This is a genomic window from Rubinisphaera italica, from assembly GCF_007859715.1.
GTDB lineage: Bacteria > Planctomycetota > Planctomycetia > Planctomycetales > Planctomycetaceae > Rubinisphaera > Rubinisphaera italica.
Map to the genome: position 1 here is coordinate 2,186,266 of NZ_SJPG01000001.1, position 15,236 is coordinate 2,201,501.

Consider the following 15,236-nt stretch of genomic DNA (forward strand, 5'->3'; position numbering starts at 1 on the left):
CGAAATTCAAATCACTCAGGGGACACCTGAGTTGGGAATTTGTAGAGATTCATTGAGCGATGAATGTGGCAAACATGTTAATGCTGCAAAAAGTATCGAAATTTCTCAGTATTTCACCAATTGTAAATTGGATTACAGATTCTGATTAGGGGTCGTATTCGAATAAGAGCAGAATAAAATCGAAAGAATATAGACAATGATACAATTCAGAGGATCTCTGAGTTGATGTAATTCCCAGTTAAGGAAAAAATGCCATCGCCACTTCAACTCTTAATCATTCCGAATTCGCAGATGATATCCGAGATGAATTACTTCAGCGATATTTTTCGATACGAAATCAATCGGTCAAACTCTGCGAAGGCTTACTGCCTGAAGATCTCGTCATTCAATCGATGCCCGATGCAAGTCCCTTACGTTGGCACCTGGCCCACACCACGTGGTTCTTTGAGACGTTCCTGCTCAAGGAAATCTTATCCAGTTACGAGCCCTGGAATCCTCATTTTGAAGTTCTGTTCAACTCCTATTACAATAGCGTGGGAGAGCAGTTTCCGCGTGCCAATCGAGGGTTACTCACACGGCCAAGCGTGCAGGAGATTTTCGAATATCGCCATAAAATTGATGAGATAATTCTGCAGTTGATAAAGACTGAATCACTTCATCATGATGCTTTACGAATTCTGGAGATCGGACTGCAGCATGAACAGCAACATCAGGAATTGATGCTGACAGACCTCAAGCATATGTTCTCCTGCAACCCATTGTTTCCAATATATCGCACTCAAAAATCAGTGAACCAGAATTGGAATTCTCCAGAGCGTAAATGGATTGCTCACGAAGAGGGGCTTTATGAAATTGGAGCCAGGCAAAGGGAGTTCTGTTATGACAATGAACTTCCTCGTCATCGTCAGTTTGTAGAATCATTCTCACTCTCCAATCGACTTGTGACGAACGCAGAGTATCTGGTGTTCATAGAGGAGGGAGGCTATCGGCGTCCTGAGTTCTGGCTATCCATGGGATGGCAGGCCGTCGAGTCGCAAAAATGGAGTTCACCTTTGTACTGGCACCAGACTGATGATGGTTGGTCACAGTTCACATTGTCCGGTTTGCGGTCAATTGATGGCCAGGAACCGGTTACGCATGTCAGTTATTTTGAAGCGGATGCCTATGCTCGCTGGGCCGGATGTCGGCTACCGGAAGAAGCTGAATGGGAGATTGCAGCTGAAGACTCTGTTGACAAATATCCGGAATTGATCGTTCAAGGAAATTATGTGGAGTCTGAGAAATATCATCCTCAAATCTGCTCGAATGAAGGGGCAGGTTCGGCTTATCAGCAGTTGTTTGGAGATGTCTGGGAGTGGACGCGCTCTCAATATTCTGCATACCCCGGATATCACACTCCTGAAGGAGCGATTGGGGAATATAATGGGAAGTTCATGTGCAATCAGTTCGTGCTGCGTGGAGGTTCCTGCGCAACATCAGCCAGTCACATTCGTAGCTCTTACCGCAATTTTTTCCCACCAGAGACCCGTTGGCAGTTTTCTGGCATACGGCTTGCAAAGTAAATGCTAACAACATATCTCGCCAGATGATTTTGAGGACATCGATCAATGACTGATTATAATACCATCACACTGCAGGATTCTGCGGAGACAACAGAATTCTATGCGGATGTCATTTCGGGCTTGAATTCAAAGCCAAAAACACTTCCCAGCAAATACTTCTACGATGAACAGGGAAGCATGCTCTTCGACCAGATTTGTGATCTGGATGAATATTACATCACACGGACCGAGAGTCAGATCATGGATCGTTATGCTCATGACATGGCGCGGACACTCGGAGAGAAGATTGCTCTCATTGAACTGGGAAGCGGAAGCAGTCGTAAAACCCGATTGCTACTCGAAGAAGTTGCTGAAAGTACGGTGTATATGCCGGTCGATATCTCCCGAGAACATCTTTTTAAATCGGCTGAACAACTTGCCTTTGATTTCCCGGATTTGTCCATCAAACCAATCCACGCCGATTTCACACAGCCGATCAAACTGGATAACCAGATTGAAGACGACTACCGAAAAGTTGTGTACTTTCCAGGTTCTACAATTGGAAATTTCGAACCTGAACAGGCGGTTCAATTATTGAGTAATATTTCAAACTTAGTCGATCCAGATGGAGGCTTACTCATTGGGTATGATCTCATCAAAGATTTGAATATTCTTGAGGATGCCTACAACGATTCCGCTGGTGTCACCGCCGCCTTCAATAAGAATTTACTCCATCGAATCAATCAGGAATTAGATGGGAACTTCGATCTGGACGCCTTTGAGCATCAGGCTATTTTCAATCCGGAAGAGCATCGCATCGAAATGCATCTTATCAGTCTGAAAAAACAGTCAGTCAATATTGGAGAATCAACATTTCATTTTGAAAAACAGGAGTCGATCTGTACCGAATATTCGCATAAATATTCGATGGACAGTTTCCGAGAAATGGCTTTAAAAGCTGGTTTTCATGAAGACCGCTGCTGGACCGATCCTAACCAGTATTTTGCAGTTTGCAATTATCGACTCTAATCGCATTAATCGTCTGTATATTTTGAACCACGGATGGACAAAGATTTTCACGGATATTTTTATCTGTGTTTATCCGTGTCCATCCGTGGTTCATTTTTATATGATTCAAATATTGATTTTCATAACATCAGGCAAGCCGATTCTCATTCTTAATAAGTAGTGATTTTATGCATCGATTTCAGCTCACGAATCAATTTCTCCTGTCACGAAATATCCTTTTGGTGACCTTCGCAGTCCTGATTATCTCAACTGCCGGTCAGTTCAATCTGAATGCTGCGGAATTACCAAAACTCACTAAGATGACTTTCCAAAGCTCGCTTGATGATTCGACTCAACCCGCGTTGATTTGGATTCCCCCTAAAGCGATGCAGGAGCCAACACCACTATTTATCTTCCTGCATTCCTGGAGTGGTGATTATAAGCAAAATAATAATGTGTGGTTTGCTCAGGCAGTTGCCAGAAACTGGATTTATCTGCATCCCAATTTTCGTGGTCGAAACGATAACCCGGCTTCCTGCGGTTCAGAGTTAGCACGTCAGGATATTCTCGACTGCATCCAGAAGGTGATTGACTCCACTGAAGTTGACACTTCTCGGATTTACCTGGCAGGCAGTTCGGGAGGCGGACATATGTCGATGCTGATGGCGGGGTATTACCCCGATCGATTCTCTGCGGTCTCTGCCTGGGTTGGCATCAGCGACTTAGCCGAGTGGTATCGGTTTCATTCCCGGGGAGGAAAACCTTCCAACTATGCCCGTATGGTTCAGGCGAGTACTCAGGGAGTTCCCGGACAATCTCCCGAAGTCGATGCCCAATATAAGGCGAGATCCCCCATCTTTCATATTCAAAATGTGGGTGACTTACCACTCGACTTGAACACAGGAATTCACGATGGTCACACTGGCTCCGTTCCGATTGTGCACACCATCAATGCCTTCAATAAAATTGCTCAAGAGAAGCAGGCTCCTTTAATCTCACCAGAGGAAATCGAAACCTTGAGTCAGGAACAACCATTGAGTAACCCTCAACCTTCCGACATTGTTCCCACCACAGAATATGACACCCGAATCTATCTCCGTAGGCATGCCGGTGAAACAAGAGTAACGGTATTTGAAGGGGGGCACGAAAGCATACCAGTCCCCGCCTGTCGCTGGCTCTCGAAGCAGGAGAGAAAAACGGAGTGGGTGAAATCCAAGGAATAGGAATTTATTGAAAGACGGAAGGATATTCATGAATACCCGTGTCCATCCATTCCATCAGTGTGAATTCGGCAAATTCAAATTCACTTCTTATTCTTCTCGCTCAAATCAATAAAAACATCCATCTGCTGACCAACATAAATCCGCGAGTTACTATTCTCGAACTCGTAAATTACCTGCAGAACACGAGTATCAACGCGGTCCGCATTGTCACCCGTTAAAGATCTCTTAGGCACAACGTACGGCTCAACTCTGACAAAACTCAGTGGATAAGATGTTTTCCCATCTCCACGAGGAAAGGCGATTGCAGGTTGATTCGGTTCAAACCGCGGCAAATCGTGCTCATCGATATCAACACGAATTCGTCGCTGCCCCGCATCGGCTAAAATAACAATCGCCTCTCCGGGAGGTGTGCCGACATATTCACCAGGCCGCCTGTTGATTTGTAATACCTCCCAGACCGATTTCGTTTCATTATTCACCGACAGAAAACCGGAAGTTGGTGCCCGAACTTCATGTCGTTCCAGTTCTGTTTGTGTCTTTTGAATCTCAGCCCGCATCTGTTGTACCTGGGATTCCGTCACCAGCAAATCCTGCTGCCAGGTGCCGGCAATCACTAATTGATAATCCGCCTGAGCCTTCTCCAGCTTCGCCTGAGCAACTTCCAACTGAGAACGAGCAGTGACTAATTCTTCATCAGTCCCGATCTTCTCTCGATTCAACTTCTGTTGACGCTCATAGGCATCCTTCGTCTGGCGTACTTCTGCCTCCGCCTCTGTGACATCTGCCTTTGCCGGAGGAACTTCCTCAGCTCGCGGCATCCGTTCGAGTCGCTGATACTGAGCCATTACATTTTGTAATGAGGCTTCATGAATTTTCAGATCGGCTTCGACATCCCGGGCATCGAGCTTTAACAGCAGTTGTCCTGCATCAATCGTTTGTCCTTCAGAGATCAGCAATTCGGAGACGACTCCCGAAACATCAGCAGCAATCTCGATATTCTCAGTACGAGATTCCACAATTCCCGCACCAGCCAACTTACTCGCATACGGAGACCGAGCCGGTTCAATGGGCGGTTCTGCCTGAGAGACAGGCCCCTGGGAAGTCATCACATGATAAATAGCAAACGTAATGGCTGCCAAAGCGATCACTGGAATGATGGGGATTTTCATTGCGCTTTCAATTCTCTTTCGTACTGCTGGCACTCTTGTTTTGAGAGGGTTGATTTACTTTTACGTTTTCCACGACTCCATCTGCCATTTCGATCACCCGATCCCCAAAGTCAAAGACACGGTTATCATGCGTCACGACAATCACGACTCGATCCTTGTCGATCGAGACTTCGCGTAACAATTCCATAATTTTATGTCCGGATGCGGCATCAAGAGCGGCTGTCGGTTCATCACACACCATTAGTCGCGGATCATGCACGAGTGCCCTTGCGATTGCGACCCGTTGTTGCTGCCCCCCTGAAAGCTGTGACACCCTGGAATGAATCTTATCTTCCAGACTCACTTTCTTGAGGACCTCAGTGGCTCGTTCTTTGGCTTCACTCCGAGAGACTCCTCCAATGATTAATGGGATGGAGACATTCTCCACCACATCCAATGCAGGTAATAAATTGTATTGCTGAAAGACAAAGCCAATATTTTTCTGACGAAACTTAACTAGCCGGGTGCCTGTCAACTCCCTGCGATTCTCTCCCAGTACTTCGACTTCACCATCGGTCGGATCGAGCAAACCGGCGATGATCGAAATTAATGTCGTTTTGCCACAACCACTCGGGCCAACCAGAAGCGTCATTTCTCCATAACCGATCTCAACATCCACTCCACGAAGTGCACGCACAATCGTCTCACCAGCTCGAAACTCTTTCGTAAGGTTTCGACAACGAACCGCTGCATTATTCATCGCGGCGGGCTTGGGATGCTCTTTAGCGAAATCAATCGTCATGGTCACTCCAGCAAATTTCTTGCGTTCAGAATCATGATTATACCTGCTACTTGAATACAACTGCTGGCTCAAGTACGAGCACTTTATGAATACTTAAAAGACTCGCCACGAGTACAATCAAGCTGACGGCTCCCGCTGTGATCAGCATCACTTGCCAGGGGACGTACATACCTCTCAGATCGGCTTGTCCAGAAGCACCAGTAATTTCAAAGAAGGCGCACGCCATCGCAATTCCAATTGAATAACCGATTGTCCCAACAATTAATGCCTGCAATAAAATCATTCGCAGCAATCGAATATTTGTGACTCCCATCGCTTTGAGAGTGCCAAACTGTTTCAGATTTTCGATCGTAAACAGATAGAATGTTTGTCCTGCGATTGCCGCTCCCACAATAAAACCCAGCATCACTGTGATCCCAAAATTGATTGGAATTCCCGTATTTTTGATGTAGTAACTGATATTGAACCAGAAAAAATCGTCTGACTGGATCGCCTGCAATCCTGTCTGATCTGTGATTGCCTGGCAAAGTTTCTTCTTATTTACATCAGGCTCAGCTTTCACGAGGACGAACGACATAATATTCCGCTCCCGTGGAGCGTACTGCGTTGCCTGAGAGTACCTGCTGAAGATGACCGGAAATGTCTGAAAGGGGGCACTTACTTTGCAGATGCCAACAATCACTGCACGATGATCGTTAATTTCCATCGTTCGCCCGAGCTCCACAGGCTCGTTTGGATAAGTTAGAGAATAACCAGCCTCATCTATAATGATGGCATCAGGACGCGAAAGATCGGCTATTGATCCCTGTATCATCTCTTTAGGAGCACCAATCATCGTCGAATCATCGATCCCAATCAGAATCGCCTGACGAAAATCGCCATCATTCTGCTTCATACGGACCAGTCCCTTATACATTTTGACGGCCCAGTCCACTCCTGCGACACCACGCACTTGATACAGTCGATTCAGCGACATCGGCTGGATCTCATCGACATTCTGCCCATATTTATCCAACACCCAGATATCCGGTTCCGTCACATCGAGGATGATGTGTGATGTTCTGCGCATCAGTCCTACAAAAATTGAAGACTGCTGAGCGATCAATAAAGAACCAAACGCCACTCCAAACACGATTCCCAGATATTTCGTGCGGTCACCGGTCAGCATCCGCCAGGCCAGCCATCTCATAATGAAGTCTCCTGGCTGACTGAAAGCGATTGAATCCCTTGCATACTGAATTCACAGATATGTTGTGCCAGATAGCTCACATCGAACAGAGATTCGAATTCGTCATCGCCGATCAGCAGTTTCCCGATGGGCCGATGAAATCGATAGAGTAGACACTGGCCAACGATACTGAATGCCAGCAGATGTTTCTTCGAGAGAGTTAATGTTGACGGAACCATTTCCTCAATGATGTTCATTAAGATCGAAAACTTAGGTCCGATATAACTTTGCACCAACTCAGTGCAAGCCAAAGTTGGCCGTGCCATCTCACGCATCATCAGTTCCACATGCCACGTCGGAGACTCCCGATCCAGCATGTCGGCCATCATATGCTCGATGAAGTAATAAAGTTTCCTCTCGGCTGGCAATTCTGCTGGAATGAGAAGCGGTTCGTCCTCTTCCCCTTCACAATGCGCTCGTTTAACTGCTTCAATATAGAGTTTCTGCTTATCGCCAAAGTGGTAATTGATAGCAGCCAAATTCACGTCGGCCGTCTTACAAATTTCACGAACCGTCGCCTGCTCAAAGCCTTTTTCCGCAAAGACCTCGCCAGCTGCATCAATAATTCGAGTTTTTGTGATTTCAGACATCGAGATTCATACATATGTTTCAAACGGCTGTTTGAATCAATAATAGATGTTCAGCACTGAAATACAAACGGGAATCTGAAAAATTAACAATTCAGTCATTCAGGGGTGGCTGGGGGCAGACCGAATCGCAGCCACAGATTCGTAATTAACAATCAGCAAAAAAAAGTTCACTTTTTCTTCGGCCCCCGCATCGGCGTTCCTTTTCGACCAGTCTTCTTCCGGCGATTCCCTTTTCCTTTAGCAAAACCAGGTGTGTTCGCATCGCCTGCAGGAACCTGCTCACCGATTCGCCCTTTGAGCTGCTCAACTCGATCTCTCAACTCAGCTGCCCGCTCGAAGTCAAGTTCCTCGGCTGCTTTGAGCATTTCCGCTTCCAGCTCGTTGAGATACTCACGTGTCACAAACTCCGTTTCCGATTTGATCCCGCCAACCTGTTGCACGAACTGCCGGGCTTCGAGTTCTTCTTCTATTCCTCGCTTGATCGCCTTACGGACAGTTTCCGGAGTAATGCCGTGCTTCTTGTTGTACTCCATCTGAATTTCACGACGTCGATTCGTTTCGCCCATCGCCAATTGCATGCTTTCGGTCACAGAATCGGCATACAGAATGACTTCAGCGTTCACATTTCGAGCAGACCGGCCAATTGTTTGAATCAGACTGGTTTCACTTCGCAGGAATCCCTCCTTGTCGGCATCCAAAATTGCCACCAGCGAGACCTCCGGTAAATCGAGACCTTCCCGCAACAGGTTCACACCGATAACGGCATCGTGCATACCCTCACGAAGTTCTCGTAAAATTTCGACACGTTCAATCGTATCAAGCTCCGAATGCAGCCAGGCGCATTTGATGCCTTCCTGCTGCAGATATCCGGTCAAATCTTCCGCCAGCCGTTTTGTGAGCGTCGTGACAAGCGTTCGCTCATTGCGAGCAGTACGTTCTTTAATCTGCTCCAATAAATGAGGCACCTGTCTGCGAGCAGGTAGCACATGCACAACCGGATCAATCAAACCTGTCGGACGAATAATCTGTTCAACGATCTCTCCTTCCGATTGTTCCAGTTCCCAGTCAGCTGGAGTCGCAGAAACGAATACGATTTGATTCCGTCTCGCATTCCATTCATCAAACATCAGCGGACGATTATCGAGTGCCATCGGCAGACGAAATCCATGATCGACGAGTGATGTTTTCCGAGATCGATCACCCGCATACATCGCACGAATTTGCGGAATCGTCACATGCGATTCATCAATGAACATCAGAAAGTCATCGGGGAAGAAATCGTATAATGTATAAGGCGGCTGACCTGCTTTTCGGCCAGCCATCGCACGCGAATAGTTTTCAATGCCGGGACAAAATCCGGTTTCGCGCAGCAACTCGATATCGTAACGAGTCCGGGCACTCAGACGCTGCATTTCCAGTAACTTACCTTCACGACGAAATTCTTCCAGCCGAGTATTTAACTCGTCTTCAATTTCCACCAAGGCTTGATCAATCCGGCTTTGCGGCAGCACGAAGTGACGGGCAGGGTAGATGTAAATGTCGTTATGAATCTTATGCACATCGCCGGAAACAGGATCGATGATCGAAAGCGATTCAATTTCATCGCCCCACAGTTCGATTCGATAAGCAAACTCTTCATATGCCGGCCACAGCTCTATCACATCTCCCCGCACCCGAAACTTCCCTCGTGCCCGCTGAAAATCGTTGCGGTCGTAATGGATATCTATCAGTTTGAGCAGCAGTTCATCACGATCGACTTCCTGACCAATTCGCAATGGAATCATCATGTCCAAATAATCTTTGGGCGATCCCAAACCGTAAATACAACTCACGCTGGCAACGACAATCACATCCCGCCGACTGACCAACGCACTGGTTGCAAGCAATCGCAGACGATCGATTTCGTCGTTGATCGACGAATCTTTTTCAATATAAATATCCCGCTGTGGAATATACGCTTCCGGCTGATAGTAGTCGTAATAGCTGACGAAATACGTGACCGCATTATTTGGAAAGAACTCGCGGAATTCCCCATACAGCTGAGCCGCCAGCGTTTTGTTGTGTGAGAGAACTAGTGTTGGGCGATTCATTTCCGCAATCACATTCGCCATCGTGAACGTCTTACCGGAGCCAGTTACCCCCAGCAAAACCTGATCACGTTTATCTTCTCGCAGCCCTCGCAGCAATGATTCAATCGCCTGAGGCTGATCCCCAGCAGGAGCAAAATCACTGACAAGCTGAAAACCAGACATCGCTTCACTTTCAAAAGTTTTTGTTCGATAAATCGAAGTCTGTAGTCCGTAGGTTAGGTTCGCAAAATACGAAACCCAATACCTCGACACTCAAGTCTTCCCATTGATTTTTCATTAATTGTTGGGTTACGCTTCGTTAACCCAACCTACTTCTGGGTGGCACGTCCCAGAACTAAGTGACAGGCATGGTGAGGTATGAGATTACATCCAGCACAAATAAGGAGGTCCGTTTCCGAATTGTCTCAATTGAGTTCCGGAACTATCAGTTCCACATTTACCAGTTCCCGATCACGGCGAACAGTCATGCGGAGGGCATCTCCTTTGCGGAGTTCCTGGAGTTGGGCATAAAACTCCCGGCACGATTGAATGAGTTCATCATTGATCAGCACAATCAGATCATCCTGCTGCAATCCAATCGCTTCTGCAGTCGAGCCCGGCATCACAAAATCGATATAGGCAGGAGTGCGAGGAACGACATCGGGCACGAGACGAAACCCTAATCCTGACGTATCTACCGGTCTGATGACAGGCGGCAATTCAATGCTGTCATCTGTTATCACTTCACCACGCACGAGTTTCTCAATCGTTTCACGCACATCAGACAAGGGAATCGCGTAATTGATCCAAAGATTTGAGCGACTGTCTTTCAATTCCTTACCGATAATCCCCAGTAACTTCCCGTCCTGCGTCGTTAAAGCTCCTCCAGCTGCTCCCGGATTATTCATCACTGCATCGACAATAAAAACAACCCCTTTATAAGGAATATCAAACCGTCCACGACGGGCTGTCAGTGGAGTCAGCATGGCGATGACGCCGTGGATCACCGAAACCGGTTCATCACCCGCTGCGACATTAAACATATTGCTGAAACCGAGCACGGGAGTTCCTGGTCCACTGCGGCTGACTTCCGTGAGGTCAAAATACGGAGCATTAATCACTTCCACTTTCAACACCGCCAAACCGGCTTCACCTGCTCCTGAAATAAATTGAGCTGGTAAGCGGCGACCATTGTCGAGGACGGCAATAATCTGATCCGTATCGAGTAAATGATTCCAGACCGTCAGAATATGTCCATCCGGGGAAATCAAGAAGCCAGTCCCATAGTTGGCCAGATTTTTTAGGCCACCCGCCCCATACAATTTGACAGTCTTAGGCAAGACTTCCTGCAGGACTTCGCTTTGTGAAGCCACGGCTTGATTAGACTGTCCAATTGAAAATGCCAGGAGGACTGTCGCTGTAATGATGCAGGACGGTATTTGTCGGAGTTGGATTGTTAAAATTGGAGTTGCCATTCAATTGTATTCGATAATTTTATTACAGTTTTGGATCATCAACCGCTTCGGTCTTCATTTCATTGACTTGCAAAATGATCTCCGGCTGACCGGCAACGACAATCTTCAATTCCTGAGGAACTGCGTACGGCCCCCCCGTTTTCCAACCTGGAATGCGAACTCCGCATTCCGGGCGATCTTCTGAAAACTTAGTATCCCAGCCAACCAGTTGCTTTGCCGTCCGATCAAAATACCAGCGAATCTGTCGATCTTCATGCAATGTCGAAAGCACATCGACTTTCGCACCCACACCATCGAGAGGTTCGCTGCCAATATAGAGAATTTCTGAAAAGTTCTCAGGTCCGCTAATCAATAGTTGCTGCAATTCCCGCAGCGACATCAACATTCCTGAAGAATAAGGACCAGCCGTGAACGTTTCTGGACGCCCCGAATCCAACAGAAAAACCTGACCTTCCGCAGGGACTTCGAACAGACTGGCAAAATCTGCGAGGACTAGTCGGTATGCCCCTCCGTCTTTCACGTTGCCACTCAAGGTCCATTTCTGACTCGACTGACCATAATTTCCCAGACTTTTCAATGTCGCCAGCAACTCTTCCTGCTTGATTCGATTGAAATAATAATTCGCGAATCCGATTCTGCTTTCGAATAAATGAGCATATTCCTCTGGGATCTCCGGTGCTTTCTGATGCGGGAGCATTGGTATCGGGGGAACATTCTTCGGCTTTTCTTCAGGCTCTTCGGCTGGTGCAGGGGCTGAGGCGAATTCGATCAACTCTCCGATGGAATGCAATGCTTCCAAGCGAGGATAGATCTCATAACGTTCTCCATCACGACGATATACCAGAGGAATCTTCCAGCCTTTAGGATAAATCCCCAGCACATTTTTGAATTGATTCACGCTCCCAATCGGCCGACCACCGAAGGAAACGATCTCGTCGCCCGCTCGCAATCCATGAAAGAAGGCACTGCAGGTTGGTAAAACAGTAGCAACAATCACATTCGAAAATTCATCGGTGCGGACCGTTGCTCCCAAAGTCGCGTGATCGACCACGCGTCCACTTTGAAGATGATCACTGAAGTTTTTGATCTGATTAATCGAAATCGCATAGCCAGCTCCGGCATTCACACGACCTCGCTTTTCAACGGAAATTCTCCCGTTAATGCCAATCACTTCTCCCTGTTCATTAAACAGCGGTCCACCAGAATTTCCTGGATTAATCGACGTATCGACCTGAATGCAATCGGTATATTCCAGAAACGTACCTGCTGGATACTGATAACGCTGCACGCCACTCACCATACCGAATGTTAATGTGGGCACAAAATCATCAGCCAGTAGAAATGGATTTCCCATCGCAAAAGCCCAGTCGCCAACTTTGACGGTATCGCTGTCTCCAAGTGGAGCGAAAGGAAAATCGTCGCGTCCCAGTAGTCGAATAATGGCGACATCACCCGTTGGATCGATCCCGATCAGCACGGCATCGTAAACAATACCGTCACTCAACCCACACTTCAAAAAGGGACCTGCTCCCTCCACAACGTGGAAGTTTGTCAGTGTCAGGCCATCGGGTGATATGAGAACGCCGGATCCACCCCCACGTCCATCGGGAGGAAAGATCGCAACAACAGCCGGAGTCACCTTATCGATAACTGCGATTCGCTCCTGCTCTGCGTCCAGAACGTCTTTGGGCAATTCAATTTGAGCAAAAACGTTCTGAGAAAAACTCACAGCACAGAGCACTGCGCAGCAAAACATAACAGCTCTCACTGGACGAAAGCTGTTTTGAGTCTGATTTGAGTCAGGCAAACTATTTAATGAGTCGTGCATCTGCAATATCCAAGTGATCGCCAATATCGAGTCCTTTTCCAAAGTCGACAGTTATCTTTAAAAAACGTTTTCCAGTCAGCGATAAATCGAGCGGAATCGCGGAGTCCCGAGCCGAAATGTTCTGCGTGAAAAGCACTTCATCATCAGCCGAAATGACAACATCCACATTCCCGTGACCTGCCATTGCAACAGCAGCATCGATTCCGAGTGTTGCCTGGAGCCGAGAAAACTCGCCCGCGAGTCGGTAAGTTAATGTCGTCTTTGAATGAACCCATAGTCCTTTCGAATACTTCTTTTTGCCAATTTGCAATGGGGAACCATCGACAGTTCGGTCGCGTTGGAATTCCCAGACCGTATCGAAAAACGGAGTGTACTCAGTTCCTTCAGGTGCCATATCTGACAGATAAACAATCCGACCCAAACTGAAATCGAGTTGAGCAATTGATTCCAGTGGCAAGACGACCTGTTCGCCGGGGCCCGTTCTCACCATCATTTGCCCTTCAGAAACGGACACCTGGTTGACGAATAACGATTCGCCAGAGGTTGTTTTCAGAGAACAGGTCGCAGTCTGATTCGGCATCATGTCTGCCGGATGAATAATACCAAAGACTTTGGCCAGCCGGACTGGGATTTCATTTCCATCATAGAGGAATTGAACTTTTTCCGTGTCATATTGTGTGACAACACCCGCTAGAAAATCAAGGACTTCGCCTTTTTGAATGACGAGACGATCGTCCGAGTAAGGCTTTTGAATGAGGGTGTTCCATTGTTCCCGGGTGGTTGCATTCAAGGTCTTAAAACGTAACGATTTGACATTCTTCAACGGAACGGTCATCGCACCAAGTGAGGCCGATTCGAAAGTCACATTCAAACCATCAGTGATTGCATTTCGACCAATCAGATGCGATCCGTCTATAAGAAGCAGGTTCTGAATCCCCGCTTCTTCGGTCGTATTGACAGGTTTGTGATCTTGCCAGGTGATATTCATCACCCGGTCCAATGCCACAACCTTAACCGCATCCCCGGCATTGAGAACCAATTGTTTGGCATCAAGGGAAACCAGTTCGCCAACCACAGTCTGTCCATCCAGACTGGTCACTTCAACTTGAGCCAAAGTGACTGAACGTGTCAGTCCCAACATCACGAATGTGACCAGGACAGTCCGCAAAAGGAATTCAATACCCGTTCCTGGAATGGAATTAATGAATGAAAATGATTTCAAAAGTGACTCCTGTCTCATAAAGGATTCGAGTGCGTCCTGCATCCCGATCAGGGAGTTTGCTGTCCACGTTGAGCGGCTTTACGATTATAGGCTTCAATCGCTCGCTGGTAATGGGGTGGGAAGAGTGTTCCGAGAATTTGCTTCGCTTTAGCCTGATCCTTCGGAGGCAAATTTCCCCAGCCATCCTGAGTACCAAGCTCTTTCTCGTCGACTTCACCGGGAGCTGTCGAGCCTTTGACAGAACTGTCCTGAGCCGGGGCATTGGGATTGTTTTGCGATCCACTTCCCGCTCCTCCGCCACCGCCTGCCTGCTGTTCCAGTTTGGCAATCAGTTCATCCAACGATTCGATAATTTCCTGTTCGACTTTCTGGACTTTCTGTCCGCTGCGACCAATTTCGAGTCTTCGTTCCACATCCCGCATCTTCCGAGAGATTTCTCCCAGGCTTTTTTCTTCCCAGCGGGAAACATCCTGCTCCATCAATTCGCCTAACATTCGATAGCGGTTAGGAATCGATTCACATTTTGTTAGCAGTGTCGTCAGCGATTCTCGTGCGTCTTCAATCATCAATAACTGATGAGCACTGACAGCTTGATTAAAATAGAAGACCGCCGGTTCTGCGATTAATTGATTGTCGATCGCGGATAACTGCTCCATTGCCTCTTCGAGCATGTTTCGTTGAATCAATTGAGTCACAAACCACAGTCGAAAATTCGCGGATAGCCAGGGTTCCTGAACATTTAAGTCTTCGGCATCAATCAAAACCAGCAATTGAGCAGGAGAACTTGAGCGAACTTTAGCGATGAATTCCTGAGTTTGCGAATTGGAGATTCCCAATGCATTGACAATCAACTCAGTCGAGGGGAGGGCAGGGTGTTCGACGGCAAATTCAACCCAAGCTTCCAGTTTATCGGGAGCCTGCTCTTTAACCAAGACATCACAACGATTGATGACCTCATCACGATTGAGGGGTTTGTACTTCGAGGTTGTCTCAGCGGTATTCTCCTGAGCGATGGTAATTGCCGTCGCAAATAACAGGATGCAAATCATTGAGACTTGTATCAGTCTTAAATATTTCATGAAACTGCTTTCGTTCAAATGAT

Annotated in this window: 12 protein-coding genes; 3 read left to right on the forward strand and 9 right to left on the reverse strand. The window is 47.2% G+C overall.

The genetic code is table 11. The features are described from left to right. Window positions 1-296 precede the first annotated feature (296 nt). The 3 genes from egtB to Pan54_RS08310 all read left to right on the forward strand — a co-directional run bounded on the left by egtB (window position 297) and on the right by Pan54_RS08310 (window position 3,772). Entirely contained in the window at window positions 297-1,562 is a 1,266-nt protein-coding gene (egtB, locus tag Pan54_RS08300; RefSeq protein ID WP_165441983.1) for an ergothioneine biosynthesis protein EgtB, read from the forward strand. Between the two features lie 45 nt (window positions 1,563-1,607). Beyond that, complete coding sequence (gene egtD / locus Pan54_RS08305) at window positions 1,608-2,570, forward strand: L-histidine N(alpha)-methyltransferase (RefSeq protein WP_146503038.1); 963 nt, start codon at window positions 1,608-1,610, stop codon at window positions 2,568-2,570. A gap of 167 nt (window positions 2,571-2,737) precedes the next feature. Next, entirely contained in the window at window positions 2,738-3,772 is a 1,035-nt protein-coding gene (locus tag Pan54_RS08310; RefSeq protein ID WP_242631256.1) for an alpha/beta hydrolase family protein, read from the forward strand. 80 nt (window positions 3,773-3,852) lie between these two features. Here the strand turns inward: Pan54_RS08310 and Pan54_RS08315 are convergent, their stop codons facing one another. The 9 genes from Pan54_RS08315 to Pan54_RS08355 all read right to left on the reverse strand — a co-directional run bounded on the left by Pan54_RS08315 (window position 3,853) and on the right by Pan54_RS08355 (window position 15,213). Then, entirely contained in the window at window positions 3,853-4,941 is a 1,089-nt protein-coding gene (locus Pan54_RS08315; RefSeq protein WP_146503039.1) for an HlyD family secretion protein, read from the reverse strand. Window positions 4,942-4,948: 7 nt separating this feature from the next. After that, window positions 4,949-5,722 (reverse strand): ABC transporter ATP-binding protein, encoded by a 774-nt coding sequence (locus tag Pan54_RS08320; protein ID WP_207310085.1) that lies wholly within the window; start codon window positions 5,720-5,722, stop codon window positions 4,949-4,951. Between the two features lie 46 nt (window positions 5,723-5,768). Next, on the reverse strand, window positions 5,769-6,911 hold the full coding sequence (locus tag Pan54_RS08325; protein WP_146503040.1) for an ABC transporter permease: 1,143 nt from the start codon (window positions 6,909-6,911) through the stop codon (window positions 5,769-5,771). Continuing rightward, window positions 6,908-7,540 carry a CerR family C-terminal domain-containing protein gene (locus tag Pan54_RS08330; protein WP_146503041.1) on the reverse strand — a complete coding sequence of 211 codons (633 nt, stop codon included), beginning with the start codon at window positions 7,538-7,540 and terminating at the stop codon, window positions 6,908-6,910. Before Pan54_RS08330 ends, Pan54_RS08325 begins: the two co-directional genes overlap by 4 nt. 167 nt (window positions 7,541-7,707) lie before the next feature. After that, window positions 7,708-9,792, reverse strand: a complete 2,085-nt coding sequence (uvrB, locus tag Pan54_RS08335) for an excinuclease ABC subunit UvrB (protein WP_146506365.1) — start codon at window positions 9,790-9,792, stop codon at window positions 7,708-7,710. A gap of 242 nt (window positions 9,793-10,034) precedes the next feature. Continuing rightward, window positions 10,035-11,084: a S1C family serine protease gene (locus Pan54_RS08340; protein ID WP_146503042.1), complete on the reverse strand. Its 1,050-nt coding sequence runs from the start codon at window positions 11,082-11,084 to the stop codon at window positions 10,035-10,037. Window positions 11,085-11,106: 22 nt separating this feature from the next. Beyond that, window positions 11,107-12,813, reverse strand: a complete 1,707-nt coding sequence (locus Pan54_RS08345) for a S1C family serine protease (RefSeq protein WP_242631257.1) — start codon at window positions 12,811-12,813, stop codon at window positions 11,107-11,109. 79 nt (window positions 12,814-12,892) lie between these two features. Beyond that, on the reverse strand, window positions 12,893-14,134 hold the full coding sequence (locus Pan54_RS08350) for an NPCBM/NEW2 domain-containing protein (RefSeq protein WP_165441670.1): 1,242 nt from the start codon (window positions 14,132-14,134) through the stop codon (window positions 12,893-12,895). Between the two features lie 47 nt (window positions 14,135-14,181). Then, window positions 14,182-15,213 carry a hypothetical protein gene (locus Pan54_RS08355; RefSeq protein WP_146503045.1) on the reverse strand — a complete coding sequence of 344 codons (1,032 nt, stop codon included), beginning with the start codon at window positions 15,211-15,213 and terminating at the stop codon, window positions 14,182-14,184. Between the last annotated feature and the right edge of the window lie 23 nt (window positions 15,214-15,236).

Excerpts from the sequence above, each read along its gene's own strand:
- Pan54_RS08325 (WP_146503040.1), bottom strand. The coding sequence starts at position 6,911 with ATGAGATGGCTGGCCTGGCGGATGCTGACCGGTGACCGCACGAAATAT.
- uvrB (WP_146506365.1), bottom strand. The coding sequence starts at position 9,792 with ATGTCTGGTTTTCAGCTTGTCAGTGATTTTGCTCCTGCTGGGGATCAG.
- Pan54_RS08315 (WP_146503039.1), bottom strand. The coding sequence starts at position 4,941 with ATGAAAATCCCCATCATTCCAGTGATCGCTTTGGCAGCCATTACGTTT.
- egtD (WP_146503038.1), top strand. The coding sequence starts at position 1,608 with ATGACTGATTATAATACCATCACACTGCAGGATTCTGCGGAGACAACA.
- Pan54_RS08340 (WP_146503042.1), bottom strand. The coding sequence starts at position 11,084 with ATGGCAACTCCAATTTTAACAATCCAACTCCGACAAATACCGTCCTGC.
- Pan54_RS08310 (WP_242631256.1), top strand. The coding sequence starts at position 2,738 with ATGCATCGATTTCAGCTCACGAATCAATTTCTCCTGTCACGAAATATC.
- Pan54_RS08355 (WP_146503045.1), bottom strand. The coding sequence starts at position 15,213 with ATGAAATATTTAAGACTGATACAAGTCTCAATGATTTGCATCCTGTTA.
- Pan54_RS08320 (WP_207310085.1), bottom strand. The coding sequence starts at position 5,722 with ATGACGATTGATTTCGCTAAAGAGCATCCCAAGCCCGCCGCGATGAAT.
- Pan54_RS08330 (WP_146503041.1), bottom strand. The coding sequence starts at position 7,540 with ATGTCTGAAATCACAAAAACTCGAATTATTGATGCAGCTGGCGAGGTC.